Genomic DNA, 20,960 nt, shown 5'->3' on the forward strand with positions numbered 1-20,960 from the left:
ATTATTTTCCTATTACTTGTACTTTTGTATCTGGTCTTAGTTTAGCAATATTACTAACTACAACTTTATCACTAACTTTTAATCCACTTTTTACAACGATTCCACTATCCAATAATGTTCCTAGTTTTACAGGTTTTAATTTTGCAATATTATTTTCAAGAACATATACAAAATCTCCATTTGCAGTTTTTAATACAGCCTCTTCAGGAATAATATGAACATCTTTAACTGTAATATTATTTAATTGTACTCTTGTGAACTCACCTACTATTAAATCTGAATTTTTGTTATCAAATTTTGCTCTTAAAAGTAAAGTATCTGTATTTTCATCTAACTTAGGTGAAATATAATCAATCTCTCCTTTATAAGTTTTATTTAATACATTTAAAGTCACATCTACTTTCTTACTTTTCACTTGACCTAAAAAGCTTTGAACATCATCTTTTGTAAGGGAAAACTGTACATGAACGGGATCAACAGCCGTAATTGTTACTAATAAAGAATTAGAAGAATTAGTTCCAACATAATCTCCTATATCACTTTTTTTAATTCCTACTACTCCACTAATAGGAGCTTCAACTGTCGCATAATCATATTCAATTTTTGCCTTTGCCAAATTTGCTTTACTGCTTTCAAGTTGAGCTTTTGCATCTTGATATGAGTAAACATACTCATCATATTTTTGAATACTAATAGAGTTTGTTTTTAAAAGTTTATTTGCTCTTAAATAATCTTTATGAGATTTATCATAATTTGCTTGTGCTTTTTTTACACTTGCATTTGCCATATTTAAATTTGTTTTATAAACATCCTCTTCTATCTTATATAAAAGTTGTCCTTTTTCTACAAACGCTCCTTCTTTAAAAAACTTCTCCTCTAAAGTTCCAGAAACTCTTGCTATTACATTTACTTCTTCAAAAGGTTTTATTACAGCTGGATATTTTTTTGAAATTGTTGGTGTCTCATTTTTTACTTCAAATACCTTTACTGGAAGAGCAGGTCTTGGCTTTACAACTTGTGTTTGTTGTGTTTGTTTTTCATCTGTACATGCATTAAAACCTAATGCAATTAATAAAACTAGGGGTAAAACTCTTTTTTTCATTTAATATATTCCTTTATATTTTTTCCACTATGATAAATAATATTTGCCTTTTTTATTTCTAAATCATAAAAGGCATTTTTTAAAACACTAATTGCTTCATATTTCTCACTAAGAGACTCTAAAAAAGCGATATTATCGATAAGTCCACTTTGATACTTTGATTTAATAACTTCATATGCACTATTAGCAGCCATTAATCCTGCTTGTGCAGATTTTATTTTGACTTTTGCAATACTATAAGCTTTATTTGCAAGTTTTAAATCTGTTAAGGCTTTATTTTTTTCATATTCATATTTAGCTTTTGAACTTGCATATTTTTTTAAACTTGATTCATATTTCTCTTTTGTTTCACCAAATGAGTAAAGATTCCATTTCAAATTTAAAGAAAGAATATTTTGATCATCATTTGCAACTTGATAACCACTATTATCATAGTTCATATCAGAATAAGTGTATGTATTACTTAATGTGATTGTAGGAAGATAATCACTTTTTACAGCCTGAGCATTTTCATATAAAGAGCTTACTTGGAAACCTAAAGACTCAATATCAGCTCTATTCTTCTTATTTTCGTTATTTTCAACTAGTTTGATTGAAGAGCCATCCTCAATAGAAATATTCTGACCTGTTATATACTCTAAATTATGAATAATAGTTTGAAGTTGCAATTCTATTTCATGAAGGTTTACATTTGCGCTTTGTGCTCTAAATATTATCTTTTGAAGTTCATCTTTAGTTGTTGTTCCTGCATCTAAAAATCTACTTAGTCTTTTATGTTGTGCATTTAACTGTTCTATCTCTTTATTTTTTGCATCTTTTTTTGCTAATAAAGAAAGGTAGTTATAATAAAGAGTAGTCACATCTAAAGCTAATTGATTTTTTATAAATGCCAAATCTAACTGTTTTGATTTTATACTCATTTCATAACTTGAGTATCTATCATATTTTTTGCCACCATCATATAATACATAATCAAGTGAAGCACTAACAGAAGAACTACTATTTGGTGTTGCTGCTGTTTCATTTTTGGCTTTAGAATAATTTGCATTAAGATTTAAACTTGGCAAGTAAGAACTTCTTACACTTTTATACTCTTTATTTAATGATTCTAAATCATTTTTATATGAGTCTACTAATCTATTTTTAATAGATAAATCAATTAGTTCATCTAAATTCTGTCCCATAAGAAATATGGGGATTAGAAATAAGAAATAAAACTTTTTCAAAAAAACTCCTTTAAATTTTATCTTTCCAGAAAGATAACATTAGTTTCCTTAAATATATCTTTCCAGAAAGATATATTTCTTTAATATTTTTTATGGTAATATTTCAAAATGGAAAAACAACATTTAGATAAATTTTTTAATGAAACAGCACAAGACCCTAAATATGAGCAATTTGCCATTGCACTACCTATGACTCTAATCTATAGAAATCTTTTTAATGAAACAGAACACTATATAAAAGAGAAATTTGATTTAAGTCATTCAGAAATAGATGTATTAGCAGCTTTATATTTCAATGGTAAAATACTATCTCCCACAGATTTATACTCAGCTACTGTATTTTCATCAGGAGGAATGACAAAAGTTTTAAAAAAGCTAGAACAAAGAGATTTAATATCAAGAAGTCCTTCTCCTCAAGATAAAAGAAGTATGTTAGTATCTTTAGAAAAAGCAGGAGAAGACATAACACTTAAATGCTTAGATGAAATGGTTGAAAGTAGAAAAGAGTTATTTAATACTTTAGATGAAAAAGAGTATGAAATATTAAAAGAGATATTAAAAAAGCTTACTTATAAGCTTTTTTAATTCTATTATTGCTTAGTCTTTACAAAGACATAGTACATAGTCTTTGTAGTTTGTTTTAGTATTATCTTTTAGGTAGACTCTTGGGACTCTTTTATCTACCATACATACGATTTCGTAGTTGATTGTATTTAGAAGGTTTGCTACACTATCGATTGAGATTCCATCTTTGTTATTTCCTCCGTATAGTACTACCTCATCACCCATTTTTACATCAAGGTTTGTTACGTCTATGATACATTGATCCATACAGATGTTTCCTAGTACTGGAACTATTTTGTTTTTTACTAGAACTTTTGCTTTGTTTGAAAGCATTCTTGTGTAGCCATCTGCATAGCCTATTGGTAGGATTGCGATTTTTGTTTTGTGTTCACATTTATATGTAAGTCCGTAGCTTATGCCTGATCCTGCTTCTATTTCTTTTACTTGGGCTATTTTTGCTTTTAGACACATCACTTCTTTTAGATTTACTCTTTTATGATTTACACTTTGTGAAGGGTATAAACCATATAGCATGATACCTGCTCTTACCATATCGAAGTTAAACTCAGGCATATCTATGATAGCAGCACTATTTGAAACGTGTTTGATAGGTATAGTTAAACCTTTTTCTTCTATTTGCTCTACTATTTTACTGAACTTTTCTACTTGTGTTTTTGTATATGTTTTATCTAGTTCATCTGCTGCTGCGAAGTGAGTATAAATACCCTCAATCACTATGTTATCTAGCTTGTTTATCTGTAAAACTGTGTTTACTGTATCTTCACTACATAGCATACCTAGACGGTTCATACCGCTATCTATTTTTATATGAACTACGATATTTTTATTTAGTTGTTTGGCTACTTTTGAGAACTCTTGGGCTTGTTCTAGTGAATATATTGTTTGGATTATGTTGTTTTCTATTATCTCTTGGGCTAAGTGTTCAGGTGTGTATCCTAAGACCATGATTTGAGTTTCTTTAAACTCTTTTCTTAACTGAAGTGCTTCACTTAAAGTAGCAACAGCAAATCTATCTGCTCCATTTTCAAGCAATGTCTGAGCGATAGCAACTGCTCCATGACCATAACCATCTGCTTTTATAACAGCTGATATTTTAGTCTTAGGATTAGTAATTCTTCTTACTTCTCGAATATTATTTGCTAAATTATCTAAGTTTATTTCAGCCCATACTGCTCTTGTTAAGTCCAATTTTCTCTCCTATTTCGTACTTATTATTACATGATATTCTTATGAAGACAATATAAAGAAGCACAAAACTTTATATTGTCTTCATAAAAGTAACATAAGCACAAGAAAGCAAAACTTTCTTGTACTAATTGTCTCTACTTATATTTTTTTATTTCGCCTGAATCAATTCTTGCAAGATATGACTGTAATTCTTTTTTTACAACTGGCATTAAGTAGTATAAACCAATGATATTAAAAATCGACATTGCAAACATAGCAGCATCTGAGAAGTCAATTGCTGCACTAAAGCTAATACTTGTACCAACAATTACAAATAAACAAAACATAGTTTTATAAACAAGTTCAGTTTTCTTACCCTCTCCAAACAGATAAGTCCATGCTTTTAGTCCATAGTAAGACCATGAAATCATCGTAGAGAATGCAAATAAAACAATACAAAGTGTTAATAAGTATTCAAAAATTGGTGACGTTTGTGTAAATGCAGCTGATGTTAAAGTAACACCTGTTAATTCACCTGTATTAACTCCCGCAATAATAATAACTAAGGCAGTCATTGTACAAATCACAACTGTATCAATAAACGGCTCTAATAATGAAACTAAACCTTCTGTTACTGGCTCTTTTGTTTTTACTGCTGAGTGAGCAATAGCAGCAGAACCTACACCTGCTTCATTTGAGAAAGTTGCTCTTTTTAGACCTTGTATCAATGCCCCAAGGAATCCACCTGCTACACCAGCACCAGTAAATGCACCTACAAATATTTGCTCTAAAGCCCAACCAATTTTGTCATAGTTAGCTGCTAAAACGATTAGAGCCATTCCTATATAAAGAAAAGCCATTGATGGAACTAGTTTTGAAGTAACTGCACCAATTGAAGGCATACCACCGATAATAACACTAGCAATTAAAACAGCTAAAATAACACCAGTAACCCAACCATATCCAGGAGCAATATCAAATGTTTGAACAATCATCGCATTTGCTTGATTTCCTTGGAATAAGTTTCCAGCACCAAGAGCTGAGAATATTGTCATAATAGCAAAACCTACAGCAAAGAACTTACCAAGAGTTGCATAACCACCCTCTTTGAAACCTTTAGAAAGGTAATACATAGGACCACCTGATACAGTACCATCAGGGTTTACATTTCTATACTTTACACCTAAAGTACACTCTGTAAACTTTGATGCCATACCAAATAAACCACATAAAATCATCCAAAATGTAGCCCCAGGTCCACCAATAGCAATAGCAACACCAACACCAGCGATATTACCAAGTCCTACTGTACCTGAAAGTGCAGAAGTAAGGGCTTGAAAGTGTGAAACTTCACCAGATTTCTTTTCATCAGGATTAGTATATTTTCCAGAAACAATATCTACAGCTAGTCTAAATCTTTTAAATTGAACAAATCCAAAATATATAGTAAATACAATAGCTGCAATAAATAACCATCCTACAATTAAAGGAAATGAAACACCATCTTCAATTGAAGCACCAAAAAAGATAGCATTAGCAAACCAACCTAAATAATCACTAAAAAACTGATCTATTTGTTTATCAATACCTATAACTTCTTCTGCAAAACCAAGGCTTGGCAGAGATAAAACTGCTATATATAGCAATACATTTTTTAATATCATTTTATTCTCCTATAACTTTTAAAACTTAAACTTATTACCCTTGATAAAATGCTGAGAATAACAACACATCTTCATTAGTCTCATTTTTACCATCTTTTGTAATCACATCCCCTATTATCTTTCCAATTGCAGGTGCAAAAGTAATACCTAACCATCCAAGTCCCGTAGCATGAACTAGATTGTTGTATCTCTCATCAAAACCAATAATTGGCATATCATTTGGAGTAAGTGGTCTAAAGCCTGTCCACTCAACTTGTTCTTCCATCTCAAACTTATTAGTATAAAGACCTAAATTCTTATGAATACTATCGATTTGTTTTCTTACAACTTCTGGATTTGTAGTTCCAAGCTCTAACTTTGAAGTCATTCTAACTGTGTTTCTTCTTGGAGTCATAGCTATAAATAAATCTGCAAAAAGAGATGATGTTTTTGGTTTTAGCTCATCTTTCATTTTAAAAGTTATGCTATAGCCCTTTGCAGGTGTCATCATAAACTTATTTTTTGCTTGCTTTGCAAGTGTATCATTAGCCCCCGTTGATAATACAAAAGTTTCAGCCTCGTAAGAGCCTTTTGATGTTCTGATTTTACTTACCTTTGAACCTTCAAACTCTAATCTTTGAACTTCTTCATTTAATAAAAACTCTACACCCTTTGATTCAAGATATTTTTTAAGCTCATGCATAAATTCACCTGGATCTACATGACCGTTTTCTTTTAATAAAATAGAACCAATTACTTTTTCATTTAAGATAGGCATATACTCTTTTGTTCTCTCTTTTGAAAGAATCTCATAAGCATCAGGATTAGTACAATGAGCTGCTTTTGCATCAAATGTATTTTGTTCAGTATAAATCATAAGTAATCCATCTTTACAAAAGTGAAAGTCCATACCATCATTTTTTACCATTGATTCATACATATCTAAACTTATTTGCCCATATCTTTCAAATAAAGCTAAAGTTCTTTTTAATCTAGCCTCAGTTGCACTAGCTGCAAATTTTAAAAGCCATTTATATAAGTGTAAATCAAAAGTTGGATGAACACTTGCAGGTGATTCACCTTTTGCCATAAGTTTTAAAGTATCTAAAACTACTCCTGGAGCACTTAGTGGTGCTTTTTTAAATGCTGATAAAAGTCCTGCATTTCCAAATGAAGTTCCATCAGTAATATCATTTTTCTCAATTACTGTAACTTCTCTTCCACTTTTTTGTAAGCAGTAAGCACTCATAAGTCCAATACAACCACCACCTACAATCACTACATCTTTTTTCATTTTATCTCTCCATAATTTTTTACTATCTTTTTGCTATTGCTTCTATTTCAATTAATGCATCTTTTGGAAGTCTTGATACTTCATATGTAGCTCTTGCAGGGAAAGGTTCACTAAAGTAGCTTCCATAAATCTCATTTACAACTACAAAATCTTCTAAATTTTTTAAAAGAATAGTTGTTTTTGTAATGTCTTTCATTTCTAAACCAGCTTCTTCTAAAATAAACTTGATGTTTTCTAAAGATTGTTTTGCTTGATCTTTTATATGCTCTCCCGCAAACTCTCCTGTATTTTCATCAATTGGTAATTGACCCGACACAAAGATAAAACCATCTTTATCTACAGCTTGAGAATAAGGTCCTATTGCACTTGGTGCTTTTAGTGAATTTATTGCTTTCATTTTTATTCCTTTATGATAATTTTTTCTCATTGAAGTCAGTATATAATAAAATTTTATCGTTGTAAATAGTTTTTATCACAAATTGATAAATTTTTATTGTATTTTTTATACAGTTATTGCTTTTTTCTTATATAAAAGTCACTTTTACTGTCTAAAAATTGATATTTTAAAGAAACTAATAACTTTTATCAAAATTAATCTACAATTTATTATTGATGTAATAACAATTTATTATCACATTGACATTTTTTTATATATTTCTTATAATTCACCAATCAAACACTAAAAGGTAAATTTTGAATCCTTATATAAAGAAATATATTCCCATTGCAGATTTTTTAGGTGAAGTATTAGGAGAAAATACTGAAATAATCCTACATGATATGACAAACTATGAACATTCAATCGTACATATTATAAATGGTCATATAAGTAATAGAAAAATAGGTGATCCCATAACTGATCTTGTTTTAGATTTTATTGCAACAGAATCAAAAGGAAATAAACAGTTTATATGTAATTATAACTCTAAGACTATTGAAGGAAGACTTTTATACTCTTCTACTTATTTTATTAGAGATGATAAAAATGAAATAGTTGGAGCTTTATGTTTAAACTCTGATTACCATGAAGTAAAAAAATCTTTATCTTTTATAACTTCTTTACTTCCAAACTATGTAGATGATAAAATTTTATCACTTAACAATATAAAAGAGAATTTAAATACAAATCCTCAAGAAATAACATTAAGTAAAATTGATGCAATAATAGAACAATTTGATGTTCTTCCAAAAAGAATGAACACTAAAGAAAAAACTGAAATCATAAAAGCCTTAAATGACTGTGGTATTTTTAATATAAGAGGTGCTGTTCAAGAAGTAGCCGATAAACTTCAAATGTCAGAACCATCTGTTTATAGATATATCAAGAAAATTAAAAAGAATTAGCTATACTTTCAAAAATAATTAAAACTAAAAGGTTTATATGAAAAATCTTATTCTAAAAACTATTTTTCTTCTATTTGTAGTATTTAGTTTTCAAGGCTGTATAGTAGGTACTGTAGCAGCTGCTCCTTTTAAAATAGTTGGTGCTGCTGTAAATGTAGTAACACCTGATATTGTAGGAGATACTATTTCAGTAACTGGTGATGTAGTAGATACGGTGATACCATTTTAATGAGTGATTTTATTTCTGAAATAATTGGTTTTGGTATTGTTACACTTGTAGTACTAATGCTAGCTTTTTTAACTAAAAAAATGGAAGATAAATATAAAGATGAGGATAAAAATTAACCTCATCTTTACAAAAAGAAGTTTCTATATAAAGCTACTGTTAGCACACCTATTAAAAGTGAAAGCAAAATACTTTTTGTTTTATACATACATACAAATATCAAAAAGGCTGCTAATACTCCAATCATTCCCTCTTTTATAATAGATGGAACAACCAAGGCCAATAAAAGTGTTGATGGCAGATAATCTAAAAAAAGTTTTAAATCACCCTCATTTTTTACAAACCGAGAAGATAAAAGAAGTCCCGATACTCTTAATGTATAAGTCCCTATTGCTACAAAAAATATAATTATTAATGCATTTAAATCTATACTATTCATTTGATTTTCCTTTTTGTAAAACAACAGCACTATAAGAACCTACAATAGCAGCTATTACTATATAAAAGTTACCCTCAATATATAAACTTGCAAGTACTGCAACAATACAAGTTATAATCCAAGGTAAAACATCACCTTTTCCTTTATACATACTAAGAGCTAAGGCAAAAAATATAGCAACAAAAGCAAAATCCAAACCATAAGTTTTAGGGTCATTTATAAACTCCCCTAAATTATATCCCAAAACTGTTCCTATAAACCATGTCAAAAAAATACAAACTCCACCACCAAATAAAAACTTAGGAGTAATATCTTGACTTTTTAGTCTTTGCATTGTTATCGCCCAAGATTCATCAGTTGCAAAATGCATGTATTTAAACTTATCTTTTTTACTACTTTGTTTAAAAAGAGGATTTAGTGAAGCCCCAACTAAAAAATATCTAAGATTTATAAGTAAAGCAGCAGTAATCATTGCTATTATATCAACGGTGTTATCCCACATTTGAACTAGTACAAATTGAGAAGAACCTGCAAAAATAAAAATATTCATAAGTACTAGTTCAAAAAGCTCAACTCCTTTTTGAGTACTAAGTACACCTAAAACTGAACCATAAGTGAAAACACTTATTCCTATTGGCATATTTGCCATAAATCCATCTAAAAATTCATTTTTCATAAATAGATTTTAGCAAAGAGCATAATCAAAAATCTTGTACCTAATTGCTAATTAAAAAATTTCTTGTAATTTCCAGGAGTTAAACCAACAAAAGATTTAAATCTTCTATTTAAATGGCTTTGATCATTAAAGCCACATATATATGCAGTATTTATAATACTCTCACCTTTTTGCAAAGCCTCTTTTGCTCGCTCTATTCTTTTAAGCATTAAATACGAATGAGGAGAAAGGAAAGTTTTTTGTTTAAAAAGTCTTAAAAAATGATACTTTGAAATATCAAGCTCATTTGAGATATCATCAAGAGATAAATCAAGGTGAAGATTATAGTTCATAAACTCTTTTGCTCTATTTATCATTTTGTCATGCTCACTTAAAATAATAGGCATCTTTGCTTTACTATTTACAAGGAATAAGTCATTTAAAGTAGTTATCAACTCACATTCAAAATCTATATTTGAGTTTATTTTATGTTCATTTTGCATTATCAAACTTGTAAGTTTATTAGCAAAATATTTATTTTCAAAAATTCCAGATGAGAAAAAAAGCTCTTCATTATAGAAGTTTTCTTCTTGAAATTTTTTTACAAAGTTTGGTTTAAGATATAAAGAATAATGTCTGTACCCCTTACTATACTGGCTTTGGCAGGCATGTGTTTCATCTGGATTAATCGTAATTACACTGGTATTATTTAGCTTTTTCTTTCCTCCATCAACAAAGGCATCCATTTCTCCTTCGTATATTAAACCTATAGTATAATCTTCATGAACATGCTTATCAAAACCATAGTTATTAAAGTAAGCTTTATGTAAAACTATATCTTCATTTATTTTAGGTTTCCAAAATTTTGCATCATATATTACTTCATCTTTTTTTTTCATAATATTTATTATAGCAAAGTAGTAAATAAAGTATTGGACGATATTGCTATTGTAAAACTTTTTTATTAATTCAATATAGATATAATATAAGCAATTTTTTATAAGAGGTATATATGGCAATAAAAAACATTGTAATTGGTGGATTTACAAAAGAACAAAGAGAAAAAGAACTTGAAAAAACAAAAGCTAAACTTTCAAAAAAAGGTTATAAGTTTCTAAAATTTGAAGAAAGCGGTGCATTAAAATCTGTTGCTGTTTTTGAAGTAGATGAAGCAATACTAAAAAAAGAAAAATCAATGCAACTAATTGTAGTTGGTGTTGGATTTATGATAGTTGCAGCAATTTTATATTTTTAGTTTATAAAAGTAGTTTCCTATTTAGGAACTACTATTGAAAATCTTGCTCCATCATTGATGTTTTCCACAAGAAGTTTCCCTTTCATATTCTTTTCAACAATAGTCTTTGACATATAAAGACCTATTCCCGTTCCATCATTATCATCTCTTGTTGTAAAATATGGTTCAAATATTTTACTTTTTGGTTCAACTATTACACCACCACCATTATCTTCAATATATAAAACCACATCAAACTCTTCTTCTTTTGCCCAAATAAAGATTTTAGGATTTTGTATGTTTTTTTCTATTAAAACATCTTTTGCATTTTTTAGAATATTTAATAAAACCTGTTCATACTCATTTTGATAAGTATAAAGTTTTATTTTTTCATCTACATCTATAGTTACTGTGATGTTATTATTTCGTAAAGCACTTGAAACAATAGTCATAACAGAATCAACCATCTTATTTAAGAAAAACTCTTCTTTCTCCTTCTTAGGCATAAAGAAGTTTCTAAAGTCATCAATAGTATGGGACATAAAATCAAGAACTTTATCAGCCTCTTTTGATTTTTTTTGCATAGTTTCATCATCTAAAGCACCAATACTATGTTTAAATTTTATATACATCAAAATAGATGACAACTCAGATAAAGGCTGCCTCCATTGGTGGGCAATATTTGAAATCATCTCACCTAAAGCGATAAATCTTGACTTTTGAATTAGAAGTTGTTCTTTTTCTCTATTTTTACTAACTTCGTAAGATACTCTGTTTTCTAAATCTTGATTTAATTCTTCAAGCTCTTTTGTTTTTGCTTTTACTTTGTTTTGATAAGTTTTTAAAACCTCATCAATTTTTTGAGATACAGCAATTGAAATTAAGATAGCAATAGATAAAAACATCACAAATAAAACTATATTCTGCCCTACTTGATTTCGTACAGTTTTTTCTAAAGCTTCTCTTTTTTTCTTAATCTCTTTTTCTATATCATCTATGTAAACACCAACTGAAATCACCCAATTCCAATCTTTATAATATTTAAAATATGAAAGCTTTTGTCTAATCTCATCATTTGTATTTGGCTTTTTATAAGCATACTGAGTGAAAGATTCACCTTTAACTCTAATGTTTTTTAAAAACTCTTCTCTAAATTTTTTGCCATTTGCATCTTGATAGTTTGTTGATATTAATTTACCTAATAAATCAGGTCTATTTGGGTTTACAATAAGTCTAGCAAAACCATCTCCTCCATTTATATCCAAAATATCATAAACAAAATAGTAGTTACTCTTACTTTCTTGAAAAGAAATATTATTTAAAAGTCTTATTGCATCTTCTTTTATCTCTTTTTCATTTGTATCAACTTTTGTAAGATTGTAATTTAATACATCAATAACTGTATCAATTTCTTTTTTAAGTATTCTTTTTTGGTCTTCATAATACTCCTGCACAAACTTTTCCATTTGTTTTTCAAAATCATCATATGTATTTTTTACATAAAAATATGAAATCATAAATATCATTGACGACATAATTATTATAAAGATGTATATTGTTATTTTTGATAAATTATTTTCTGTTATTAAATTCAATTTTTCTTGTCCTGTAACCATAAATATGATATGATAGCATAATATTTCTAATAAGGATTTTATCGCAATGCAAGATAATATAACAACTAAGTTAAATGCTTTTTCTGTACTTTATATAGAGGATGAAGATGGAATAAGAAATAATATTAAAGAGATATTAGAGCACCTATTTAAAGAGACAATTACAGCAAAAAATGCCAGTGATGGATATATAAAATATGTACAAAACAAACCTGATTTAATTATTACTGACATTAGAATGCCTCCAGGTGAAACTGGAATTGATTTAGTAAAAAAAATAAGAGAATCAGACTCAAAAACAAGAATTATAATTACATCAGCCCATACAGATTTAGAGTATATGCTTCAAGCAACTGAACTTCATTTGGTAAAATACATAATAAAACCAATAACTCAAGAAAAACTAATGGATGCATTAGAAGCTTTTCTTAAAACTCATGATGATAATAAAATTTATACTTTAAATGAAGAGTGGTATTTTGATTACAGTAAATCTATTATTTCAAATAAAGAAGAGACACATAATCTTACAAAAAAAGAGAATATGTTTTTAAAACTTCTAATAACTAAAAATAGAATTATTACATATGAAGAAATGGAAAACCAAATCTGGGATGAAGATTCTGTTATGACTCAAAATGCAATGAGATTATTTATCAAAAACTTTAGAAAAAAACTACCAGAAAAATGCCTTAAAAATGTTCAAGGTACAGGATATAGATTGATTTTAGGAGAAGAATAGTGAAAAAGTTTTTACTTTCAGTTTCACTTACACTATTTTCAACACTATTATTTGCTGAAGACTTTTATTATGAGTTTGATAAAAAAGTAGAACTAACTAAATCATTAGAAGCAAAATCTTATAGTTTAGATTCTCAAAATAATTCTGAAAAAATACATAGTTATGAAACAACTGATGGAAAAACTATAAAGTTCAAAAATGAAATTATAGTTCAATGTCAGAAAGATGCTTACTGTGAAGATGATTTTAGTGATTTAAATATCACAAATTATAAAGAAATCAGTAAAAATTTTTTCTTAATAAAAATAGAAGATACTCAAAATATTTTTAACTTAGCACAAGAACTTTATAAAAAAGAAGATATAAAAAGTGCTACACCAAATAAACTACTAAAGATACAAAGAAGATGAGCCCAACTAACATAAAAAAATATGGTATTGCTATTACTTTAGCACTTAGTCTTACAGCTTGTGGTGGTGGAGGTGGAGGAACTTCATCTTCATCTATTCAAAATGTGGTTGCTTCAGTTATTGATGATAATATGTTTCAATTTGCTTGGCATATAAATAAAAATATTAATACAACATATAAAACAAGCAATAATATAGATGATGAAGCACATATAAGCTTAGAAGAAGCATGGGCAGTTACAAAAGGACAGCAAACAAATGGCCAAGCTATAAAAGTAGCTATCATTGATGAAGACTTTGAAGTAAATCACCCAAATATTAAAAGTAAAATATTTAAAGTCTATAATGCAATGGATGGTTCATCTAATATAGCAGATAGTGATGGAGATACATTCTATCATGGTCTTGCAGTTGCAGGTATAGTTGCAGGAGATGAAGTTGGTGTTGCACCACAAACTCAACTTATACTTATTAACTTAGATTTTGAAAATAATACTTTAAGTGAAGCAGATGTTATAGAAGCTTTTACTTATGCTCAGAATAATGGTGCAAGAGTTATAAATTGTAGTTGGGGATTAGGTTCAATTCCTCAAACTGTGTCAGATAAAATTACAGAACTTAAAGATGCTGGTATTATTGTAGTATTCTCATCAGGGAATGATGGTGCAGATTTAGACCAAGCTGGGAATGAAGATTTATCAGAGATAGATACAGTTATTGGAGTGGGTGCTTCTAGTATACTTAATGATGTTACTTCTTACTCAAACTATGGTTCAACGATTGATGTTATAGCACCTGGTGGAGGTGGTGTTAATAATAGTTCTAATCTTTTAGGTATTTTATCCCTAGATCAAAGTGGAAGTGCAGGAGAAAATAAAAATACTCAACTTTCATATACAAATGAAAATCTAGATAACTATACTTTAACATCTGGTACAAGCTTTGCAGCTCCTACAACTACAGGATTAGTTGCATTAATGTTATCAGTAAATCCAAATCTTACTTTTGCACAAGTAAGAAATATTTTGATTTCAACTACAGATAAAGTTGGAGGAACAAATGCAGACTATTCAGTAGGAAGTTTTGATACAAAAAGAGCTTATGGAAAAATAAACGCAAAAAAAGCTATAGAAGCTGCGCAAGCCTCACTTAATCCATAAAGATAAGTAAGAAAATCTTACTTGTCTTCTAAAAGTTTAATATCTTCTTTCTTCTCTTTGTTTTCACTATTTATATCATTTTTCATATCAGGTACTTCAAACTCATACATTTTATCTAGTTTTATTAAGTATGCATGACCTAAATAAATGATATAAAATACTGCGGTAAATAAAGTAATAAAAGGAATCATAGATACCAAATATAAGAATAATGTTCTTCCCCTAAAAGCATTTGCCTCTTTTTTGTATATTCTTTTATACTCTTCTTGACTTAAAAGTGTTGAAGCAACATCATGATTTAAAAGTTTATGAAAGAAATAGTACAAAGGTAAAGAAAATGCCAAAATATTTAAAACTGGTACGAAATATACTGGAATCAAGATTACAAATAAAAATATCATCATAAATAGACTTTTAAGTAAAACCCATAATGGAGATAAAAGTGTACCATGCCCATGTAAAGTTAAATGACTATAATGCCTTTTATGAACAATTCCTAAAATCATTGGTGTTAAAAATCCAATTACAACTAATGTCAAAATAACTGATGCTTGTAAAACAACTATCGAACCAATTGTATATAATAAAAATCCTGCAATCCATGAAGTAAAAGAGTATTTAAATAAAAATACAATTATATATGTTAACCACACGAAATAAAATGGTGCATTCTCATCTATAACTACTTCTTGACCATTTTCTGAAGCTTGTGCTATCTCTTGAAGTGCTGTAATTCCAAAATCAGCTGCTGCAAAAAACAATGAATAAATTAAAATCATTGTAATAATAAGTGGAACAAGTGCTATTCTTAACATCTTAGAGGTTAAAAAATCTTTTAAACTTCTTGATAATATATCTATTTCTGTCAAATGAAACCTTTAATAATTTTTTGAATTATAGCTTAGTTTTACTTATCAAATCTAAGTCTATATTCACATTTTTGGCAAAGTTCTTCTACTACTTTACCTTCTTTAAAACCTTTTTGAATATCTTTTACTCTTTTTGAATTTAATATATCTTTTATTTGTGAATCATTAGTGTTTCCTAAGTTTACACAAGCATTTTGGTCTAAACAACAAGGAATTACATCACCAGAAGACAATATTCCAAAATGTGAGTCTAAACCATAACAAAATCCTTGTTTTGAAACAAACTTATTTTCTAAACTAGGCCAGTTGAAATATTCATCAAAATTAAAAAATAGTTTTTTAGCTATTCTTATATTTTTGGGCTTATTTGAATAAACCTCATCTAAAAGAATTTGAGTATTAAAACTATTATTTATTTTGTCAAATACCTTTTGATTAAACTGTTTTGCACTTTGTTCTTCATCTAAGTTCCAAATTCTAAGATTTATAAAATATTCATGATTATGTTCTTGGGCATATTTTATAAAAGAAATTATTGGGTCTAAATACTCATCTAAACTTTTCTTATGAGAATTTGCATTATAAGAGTTTATAGAAAAATTTATTTGTCTTATAGCTTTATGCAGCAATGATTCAAAATGCTTTTCATTTAAATTATTTGCCGTAGTTGTGATGTTAACTTCTAAATCATTTTTTAAACTAATATCTAAATATTTATTTAAATTTGATAGTACTAAAGGATCTCCTACAACATGATAAGCTAACTGTTTTGTATACTCTTTTAATTGTGCATTTATATCTTCAAAATGCTCTAGACTCATTGTTTGATTTGGCTTGATTTTAGGAGGGCAAAATGTACACTTTAGATTACAAATATTAGTAATTTCAATATGAACTTTTTTAAATTTTTTAATTTTATAGCCTTTTTTAAATTTTAGCAATTGTATCAAATAGTTCATAAAACAAAGCAGCTTAAAGCCTTAAGTAATTGTAGTTTAATTATAATTCGATTTAAGTTCAAAACAAAGGTTCAAAAATGGAAATGATTTTAAATGAAAATGACATAGTTGTTGGTGCAAAATTTGATAATGGCACTATTCAAGACTATATTGATGATAAAAAAACTTACGGACTAATAAGAATAGAAGATTCAACTGCAAACTGGTTTTTATTTAATAAAGATGAGAGTGAAGAAGATATTCAGAAACTATATAATGAAATCATAAATCAAGATCATTTTATCCATGATGACTTTGGAGAAGAGATAGTTATATTCAACAGACAGGGTTCTGTAGAGTATAAAGATTTTAAAGATAAAATAGACGAGTATCTAAATGATGAGATGGGTAGTATTTTTTAATACTACTCAATAAATACTTTTTTGTAAATCTCATCAAAGTTTTGTATATCTAAAGGTGTAAAAGCCTTATCTCTTTGTTCGTTCCAATATAAAAGTTTATGTCTTAAACCCTTTTTATTTAAAAACTTCACATAATAAGCTGTCGCTAAAACCTCTTTTGTTTTATTATCTACAAATCTATATTTATATTCATCATAAATATTAGGAAGAAGACTTTTTGTCTTTTCAACTTTTATAGAGTATTTAGCTTTTATTTCATTATTTTTAGACTCTTGTGTATATTCATAGCCATTTAAAAAAAGTCTAACTTTTTTATATTTATATCTATTAAATCTATATTCTAAAGCCGGTATATCAACAAATTTTTCAATATAACTTTCATGTTCATCTACTAGTTTTTGTTTTGAACTTGAAGATAAATTTGCTAATTGTTTTAAATCATGGCCATATACTTTAATAGTAGACAAACTTTCAATTCGGTTATACTCATTTTTAACAGCTTTTTTATAAAAAGTGCTATTATATGAAGTTAAACTATAAAAGTTTTTTACAAGATACTTTAAAAAAATGTCATTATAAAATAGACTTAAAGTTAAAACAATTGATATTAGAAAAACTATTTTTGATCTAAATATTTTAAATATAATAAAACTTACAAATATACAAAATGATATATATGATAAATTCGCAGGTATAAATAAAAAATTTTCTGGTATTACAAACTCAAAAGATGTTGGCATCTATACTACTTTAAAAGATATGGTAAATCTCTTTTAAGACTCTCTAATAAATCTTCATTTAAGAAAAACTTACACTCTTCTTTTTCAATATTTTTATGGCAATAAGCACAAATATATCTATTTCTTTTTATCACTTCAATACTTTGCTCTAAGTTTACTTGATTATCTATATCTTGATTATAGTACTCAAACATTTTTTCTAACTCATCTTTTATTTCATCTTTAATAAAAATAATACTCTCTTCCATAAACTCGATTACATTTTCTTGATTATTTTTAATATTTAAAAAAGCTTCTTGTACATCAGAAAATCTCATATCAAATTTAGCACCAACTAAAAGAAGTTCTTTTAAATTACTTAATTGATTTTTTTGAAAATAGTATTGTAAAAGTAAATTTAAATAGTGTTCTTGAACATCATTATCATAATCTTCTATATATTCAAATACTAAATTAGCATCATTTATTTTTTCATTATTTATAAGTTCATTATGTAATACACCTATTTGTGCTATTACTTCATGTAGTCTATCACTCATAATTATTCCTATATTAATTTATATTATATTTTAAAGATTATATCCAAAGATATTTGTGTTTTTGTATAAAGTACTCTTTTGTAAATGTTACTTTATTATACTTTTAAAACTATATATAAATTTTAATTATATTATTAAAGTTTTAATTCTAAAGTATAATATATAATTATAATAATATTAAAAAGGAGACTTATGAAACTATTTAGTAAATTATTATTAGTACTTTTTATTTCACTTGCATCTTTCAACATATTAAATGCAAAAGAGATAAATGACAAGGTTGCATTAAATGGAATAAAAGAAGCAAAAAGTGTTTTTTTAATTGACTTCACAGATGTTAGAAAAACAGCTTTTTACTTAGATATTATAGAAGGTACTCACCAAGGTTTAGTAAAACAAGGTGTAAAACCTAAGATGGTTTTAGTATTTATAGGAAAAACTGTTAAATATTTAAGTACTGTTCAAGATGAAGCCTTTGAAATGGAAAATGAAGAGCATTTAGAATCAATTCAAGATTCAATTAAAACATTAGCTAAACTTGGAGTTAGAATGGAAGTTTGTGCAGTTGCTACAAAAGTATTCAATGTAGATAATAATACTATTCCAGAAGAGATGGATATTATTGCAGATGGATTTATTTCTTTGATTGGTTGGCAAACACAAGATTATAAATTAGTTCCAATTTTTTAAAATTGGAACTAAATTACATCTACATCTTTTACATCAATACCTGAAAGTTTTTCCATTTTACCTTCAACGATGTCTAAAAAGTCTGCTTTATTTTTCTCATCCATATTATTTTCTAACATTTCTATGATATATTTTATACCATTTGCATTAATTTTTTTTGCACTAGCTAAGTAGTGTACAAATGCAATCAATTTAACATCATTAATAGAGTAAAGTTTTTTACCATCTGTCTTTTTAGGAAGTAAACCTTTATCTTCATACATTTTAAGTGTTCTTACTTTTGCAGTTAAAAGTTCTGCAATACTACTTAAAGGTAAAATGTCTTTATCGTTATTTAATAGTGCCAAGATTGTCCTTTGTTTTTACGAATTATACAACTATTTCAATAATTTTATTCTAAATCTTTATTTATTTCTATTTTTGCTAAAAAAGATATAATGATTATGAATTCATAATTTTAGAAAGGAAAGACATGAGAAAAATTGCAGTTTTATTACTACTTATTTGCACTGCCCTACTAGCCCAATCAAAAACTGAACCTATCTCAAAAGAAGAGATTACCAAGAAAGTGAACTCTTTACAAAAGCCTCTTTACAATCCCTTTGTAGAGAACTATATCTTAAATGAGATAAAACAGTTAAGAGATGAAAATAGGGATTTAAAAATTGAGCTACATAAAACACTAGCTAAAAAAGAGGTTGATATTTCAACAAATGTTATTAACTATGCTACTTCAACTATCAATAATATGTTTTATATTATTGCTGCAGCCAGTTCTATTTTAGTTATTATTGGTTGGTCATCAATAAAAGATATTAATGAAAAAGTAAAAAATATGATTGATGAAAAAACATCAAAAACTATTTATGAGTATGAAGAAAGAATGTCCATTTTTGAAAAAGATTTAGCAAAAAGAGCTAAACAAGTTAAACAAAATGAACAAGAAATAGAGATTATGAATACTATTCACTCTTTATGGCTTAGAGCCTCGCAAGAAACAACTCCTAGTGGAAAAATAGAGATTTATGATGAAATTCTAAGAATAAGACCAGATGAAGTTGAAGCACTTACATATAAAGCAGATGCCACTTTAGATTTAGGAGAAGCTAACTGGTCTTTAAGTCTTACGAACCAAGCATTAGAAATAGATAGTGACTATCCAAATGCCTTCTATCAAAGAGCAAAAGTATTTGCAGTACTAGGACAAGATGATAATGCGATTTCAGATTTAGAAAAAGCCATTGAGTTAAATGAAGACTATATTTATAAAATAGAAACCGAAGAAGAGTTTACAGAACTTGTAAACCATGAAGAAATAATTAAAATCTTAGAAAAGAAAGTGGATGTTTCTTAGAGAATAGATGAAAGATATTTCTTTCATCTATTAGAACTTTAAAAAAGTTAAACTACTTATTTATTTTCAAAAGAAAATCTTTTATAATCTTTTCATGGTCAAAAACTAGCTTATCAAATGGTATTTCATCATAAGTATAAACAAATACTTCTTTTGCATCATCACAAGCTTTTGGTATTCCATAAGCTTTACATTCATATGCTATTGAGGCTGTATGAAATCTAGGATCTCTTGAGGGGTCTGAATATACACCAATCAAACTTTCAATCTCTACATCTAATGAAGTTTCTTCTTTCATTTCTCTAATTAATGCTGATTCAACACTTTCACCGATATCAACAAAACCACCAGGTATTGCAATACCATGAGGTTTATTTAATCTCTCGATAAATACAATACCTTTAAAATTATTATTGTTATCATATAATTTGATAATTCCATCAACACTTAAATAAGGAGTTTTAATCATTTATAGCCTTAATATATTTTTTAGATATTATACTAAATTCTCAACTATATATTTTGCTACTGAAGTAAAATATCTATCAATATTTTCTGAGAATAT

Annotated in this window: 25 protein-coding genes and 1 pseudogene; 10 read left to right on the forward strand and 16 right to left on the reverse strand. The window is 27.6% G+C overall.

What is annotated here, in order from left to right; translation table 11 throughout:
* Nucleotide 1: 1 nt before the first annotated feature.
* The gene (locus tag ACH5BF_RS10765) at nt 2–1,102 is read right to left on the reverse strand and encodes an efflux RND transporter periplasmic adaptor subunit (RefSeq protein ID WP_423274241.1); all 1,101 of its coding nucleotides are present in this window, start codon (nt 1,100–1,102) and stop codon (nt 2–4) included.
* Nucleotides 1,099–2,328: a TolC family protein gene (locus ACH5BF_RS10770; protein ID WP_423274242.1), complete on the reverse strand. Its 1,230-nt coding sequence runs from the start codon at nt 2,326–2,328 to the stop codon at nt 1,099–1,101. Before ACH5BF_RS10770 ends, ACH5BF_RS10765 begins: the two co-directional genes overlap by 4 nt.
* 108 nt (nt 2,329–2,436) lie before the next feature.
* Between ACH5BF_RS10770 and ACH5BF_RS10775 the strand changes: the two genes are divergently transcribed.
* Entirely contained in the window at nt 2,437–2,913 is a 477-nt protein-coding gene (locus ACH5BF_RS10775; RefSeq protein ID WP_423274243.1) for a MarR family winged helix-turn-helix transcriptional regulator, read from the forward strand.
* Between the two features lie 12 nt (nt 2,914–2,925).
* On the opposite strand, the gene alr is transcribed toward ACH5BF_RS10775, so the two are convergent.
* The 4 genes and pseudogenes from alr to ACH5BF_RS10795 form a co-directional block, all read right to left on the reverse strand.
* A complete protein-coding gene (alr, locus tag ACH5BF_RS10780) occupies nt 2,926–4,101 on the reverse strand; it encodes an alanine racemase (RefSeq protein WP_423274244.1) in 1,176 nt (391 codons plus the stop codon).
* Nucleotides 4,102–4,235: 134 nt separating this feature from the next.
* A complete protein-coding gene (locus ACH5BF_RS10785) occupies nt 4,236–5,744 on the reverse strand; it encodes an alanine/glycine:cation symporter family protein (RefSeq protein ID WP_423274245.1) in 1,509 nt (502 codons plus the stop codon).
* A gap of 34 nt (nt 5,745–5,778) precedes the next feature.
* Nucleotides 5,779–7,026, reverse strand: a pseudogene (locus ACH5BF_RS10790) (NAD(P)/FAD-dependent oxidoreductase); the annotation flags it as partial.
* 13 nt (nt 7,027–7,039) lie between these two features.
* A complete protein-coding gene (locus ACH5BF_RS10795; protein ID WP_423274246.1) occupies nt 7,040–7,414 on the reverse strand; it encodes a RidA family protein in 375 nt (124 codons plus the stop codon).
* A gap of 296 nt (nt 7,415–7,710) precedes the next feature.
* Between ACH5BF_RS10795 and ACH5BF_RS10800 the strand changes: the two genes are divergently transcribed.
* A complete protein-coding gene (locus tag ACH5BF_RS10800) occupies nt 7,711–8,361 on the forward strand; it encodes a helix-turn-helix transcriptional regulator (RefSeq protein WP_423274247.1) in 651 nt (216 codons plus the stop codon).
* A 37-nt stretch (nt 8,362–8,398) separates the two neighbouring features.
* Entirely contained in the window at nt 8,399–8,590 is a 192-nt protein-coding gene (locus tag ACH5BF_RS10805; protein ID WP_423274248.1) for a DUF6726 family protein, read from the forward strand.
* A 124-nt stretch (nt 8,591–8,714) separates the two neighbouring features.
* On the opposite strand, the gene ACH5BF_RS10810 is transcribed toward ACH5BF_RS10805, so the two are convergent.
* Genes ACH5BF_RS10810 through ACH5BF_RS10820 form a run of 3 tightly spaced genes read right to left on the reverse strand, consistent with a single transcriptional unit; the run spans nt 8,715 to nt 10,580 of the window.
* Complete coding sequence (locus tag ACH5BF_RS10810; RefSeq protein ID WP_423274249.1) at nt 8,715–9,026, reverse strand: AzlD domain-containing protein; 312 nt, start codon at nt 9,024–9,026, stop codon at nt 8,715–8,717.
* Nucleotides 9,019–9,702 carry an AzlC family ABC transporter permease gene (locus ACH5BF_RS10815; protein WP_423274250.1) on the reverse strand — a complete coding sequence of 228 codons (684 nt, stop codon included), beginning with the start codon at nt 9,700–9,702 and terminating at the stop codon, nt 9,019–9,021. Before ACH5BF_RS10815 ends, ACH5BF_RS10810 begins: the two co-directional genes overlap by 8 nt.
* 47 nt (nt 9,703–9,749) lie before the next feature.
* Nucleotides 9,750–10,580 carry an AraC family transcriptional regulator gene (locus ACH5BF_RS10820; protein WP_423274251.1) on the reverse strand — a complete coding sequence of 277 codons (831 nt, stop codon included), beginning with the start codon at nt 10,578–10,580 and terminating at the stop codon, nt 9,750–9,752.
* A 113-nt stretch (nt 10,581–10,693) separates the two neighbouring features.
* Here ACH5BF_RS10820 and ACH5BF_RS10825 point away from each other — a divergent pair, with 113 nt between their 5' ends.
* Nucleotides 10,694–10,936 (forward strand): hypothetical protein, encoded by a 243-nt coding sequence (locus tag ACH5BF_RS10825; protein WP_423274252.1) that lies wholly within the window; start codon nt 10,694–10,696, stop codon nt 10,934–10,936.
* A gap of 17 nt (nt 10,937–10,953) precedes the next feature.
* Here ACH5BF_RS10825 and ACH5BF_RS10830 read toward each other — a convergent pair whose 3' ends face one another.
* Nucleotides 10,954–12,432 carry a cache domain-containing protein gene (locus ACH5BF_RS10830; protein WP_423274253.1) on the reverse strand — a complete coding sequence of 493 codons (1,479 nt, stop codon included), beginning with the start codon at nt 12,430–12,432 and terminating at the stop codon, nt 10,954–10,956.
* Between the two features lie 145 nt (nt 12,433–12,577).
* Between ACH5BF_RS10830 and ACH5BF_RS10835 the strand changes: the two genes are divergently transcribed.
* From ACH5BF_RS10835 to ACH5BF_RS10845, 3 genes are read left to right on the forward strand one after another with little or no spacing between them, the layout of a single operon-like run.
* Complete coding sequence (locus ACH5BF_RS10835; RefSeq protein ID WP_423274254.1) at nt 12,578–13,273, forward strand: response regulator transcription factor; 696 nt, start codon at nt 12,578–12,580, stop codon at nt 13,271–13,273.
* On the forward strand, nt 13,273–13,683 hold the full coding sequence (locus ACH5BF_RS10840; protein WP_423274255.1) for a hypothetical protein: 411 nt from the start codon (nt 13,273–13,275) through the stop codon (nt 13,681–13,683). Before ACH5BF_RS10835 ends, ACH5BF_RS10840 begins: the two co-directional genes overlap by 1 nt.
* On the forward strand, nt 13,680–14,843 hold the full coding sequence (locus tag ACH5BF_RS10845; protein WP_423274256.1) for a S8 family peptidase: 1,164 nt from the start codon (nt 13,680–13,682) through the stop codon (nt 14,841–14,843). The genes ACH5BF_RS10840 and ACH5BF_RS10845 overlap by 4 nt, the downstream gene beginning before the upstream one ends.
* Before the next feature lie 17 nt (nt 14,844–14,860).
* On the opposite strand, the gene ACH5BF_RS10850 is transcribed toward ACH5BF_RS10845, so the two are convergent.
* Entirely contained in the window at nt 14,861–15,712 is an 852-nt protein-coding gene (locus tag ACH5BF_RS10850; RefSeq protein WP_423274257.1) for an EI24 domain-containing protein, read from the reverse strand.
* A gap of 38 nt (nt 15,713–15,750) precedes the next feature.
* Nucleotides 15,751–16,671, reverse strand: coding sequence for a radical SAM/SPASM domain-containing protein (locus tag ACH5BF_RS10855; protein WP_423274258.1), 921 nt, complete (start codon nt 16,669–16,671; stop codon nt 15,751–15,753).
* A gap of 77 nt (nt 16,672–16,748) precedes the next feature.
* Here ACH5BF_RS10855 and ACH5BF_RS10860 point away from each other — a divergent pair, with 77 nt between their 5' ends.
* Complete coding sequence (locus ACH5BF_RS10860) at nt 16,749–17,072, forward strand: hypothetical protein (RefSeq protein ID WP_423274259.1); 324 nt, start codon at nt 16,749–16,751, stop codon at nt 17,070–17,072.
* Nucleotides 17,073–17,074: 2 nt separating this feature from the next.
* Here the strand turns inward: ACH5BF_RS10860 and ACH5BF_RS10865 are convergent, their stop codons facing one another.
* Together ACH5BF_RS10865 and ACH5BF_RS10870 are read right to left on the reverse strand one after the other, a co-directional pair.
* The gene (locus ACH5BF_RS10865; protein WP_423274260.1) at nt 17,075–17,812 is read right to left on the reverse strand and encodes a hypothetical protein; all 738 of its coding nucleotides are present in this window, start codon (nt 17,810–17,812) and stop codon (nt 17,075–17,077) included.
* Nucleotides 17,813–17,817: 5 nt separating this feature from the next.
* Nucleotides 17,818–18,351, reverse strand: coding sequence for a hypothetical protein (locus ACH5BF_RS10870; RefSeq protein WP_423274261.1), 534 nt, complete (start codon nt 18,349–18,351; stop codon nt 17,818–17,820).
* A 192-nt stretch (nt 18,352–18,543) separates the two neighbouring features.
* Between ACH5BF_RS10870 and ACH5BF_RS10875 the strand changes: the two genes are divergently transcribed.
* Nucleotides 18,544–19,041 (forward strand): DsrE family protein, encoded by a 498-nt coding sequence (locus tag ACH5BF_RS10875; RefSeq protein WP_423274262.1) that lies wholly within the window; start codon nt 18,544–18,546, stop codon nt 19,039–19,041.
* A gap of 8 nt (nt 19,042–19,049) precedes the next feature.
* Here ACH5BF_RS10875 and ACH5BF_RS10880 read toward each other — a convergent pair whose 3' ends face one another.
* A complete protein-coding gene (locus ACH5BF_RS10880) occupies nt 19,050–19,388 on the reverse strand; it encodes a MerR family transcriptional regulator (RefSeq protein WP_423274263.1) in 339 nt (112 codons plus the stop codon).
* 125 nt (nt 19,389–19,513) lie between these two features.
* On the opposite strand from ACH5BF_RS10880, the gene ACH5BF_RS10885 reads away from it, so the two are divergent.
* Nucleotides 19,514–20,395: a tetratricopeptide repeat protein gene (locus ACH5BF_RS10885; RefSeq protein ID WP_423274264.1), complete on the forward strand. Its 882-nt coding sequence runs from the start codon at nt 19,514–19,516 to the stop codon at nt 20,393–20,395.
* Between the two features lie 52 nt (nt 20,396–20,447).
* Here the strand turns inward: ACH5BF_RS10885 and ACH5BF_RS10890 are convergent, their stop codons facing one another.
* Nucleotides 20,448–20,864, reverse strand: coding sequence for an NUDIX domain-containing protein (locus ACH5BF_RS10890; RefSeq protein ID WP_423274265.1), 417 nt, complete (start codon nt 20,862–20,864; stop codon nt 20,448–20,450).
* Nucleotides 20,865–20,960 lie beyond the last annotated feature (96 nt).

This window comes from Arcobacter pernae, from assembly GCF_049472135.1.
In the GTDB taxonomy this organism is placed as follows: Bacteria; Campylobacterota; Campylobacteria; order Campylobacterales; family Arcobacteraceae; genus Arcobacter_B.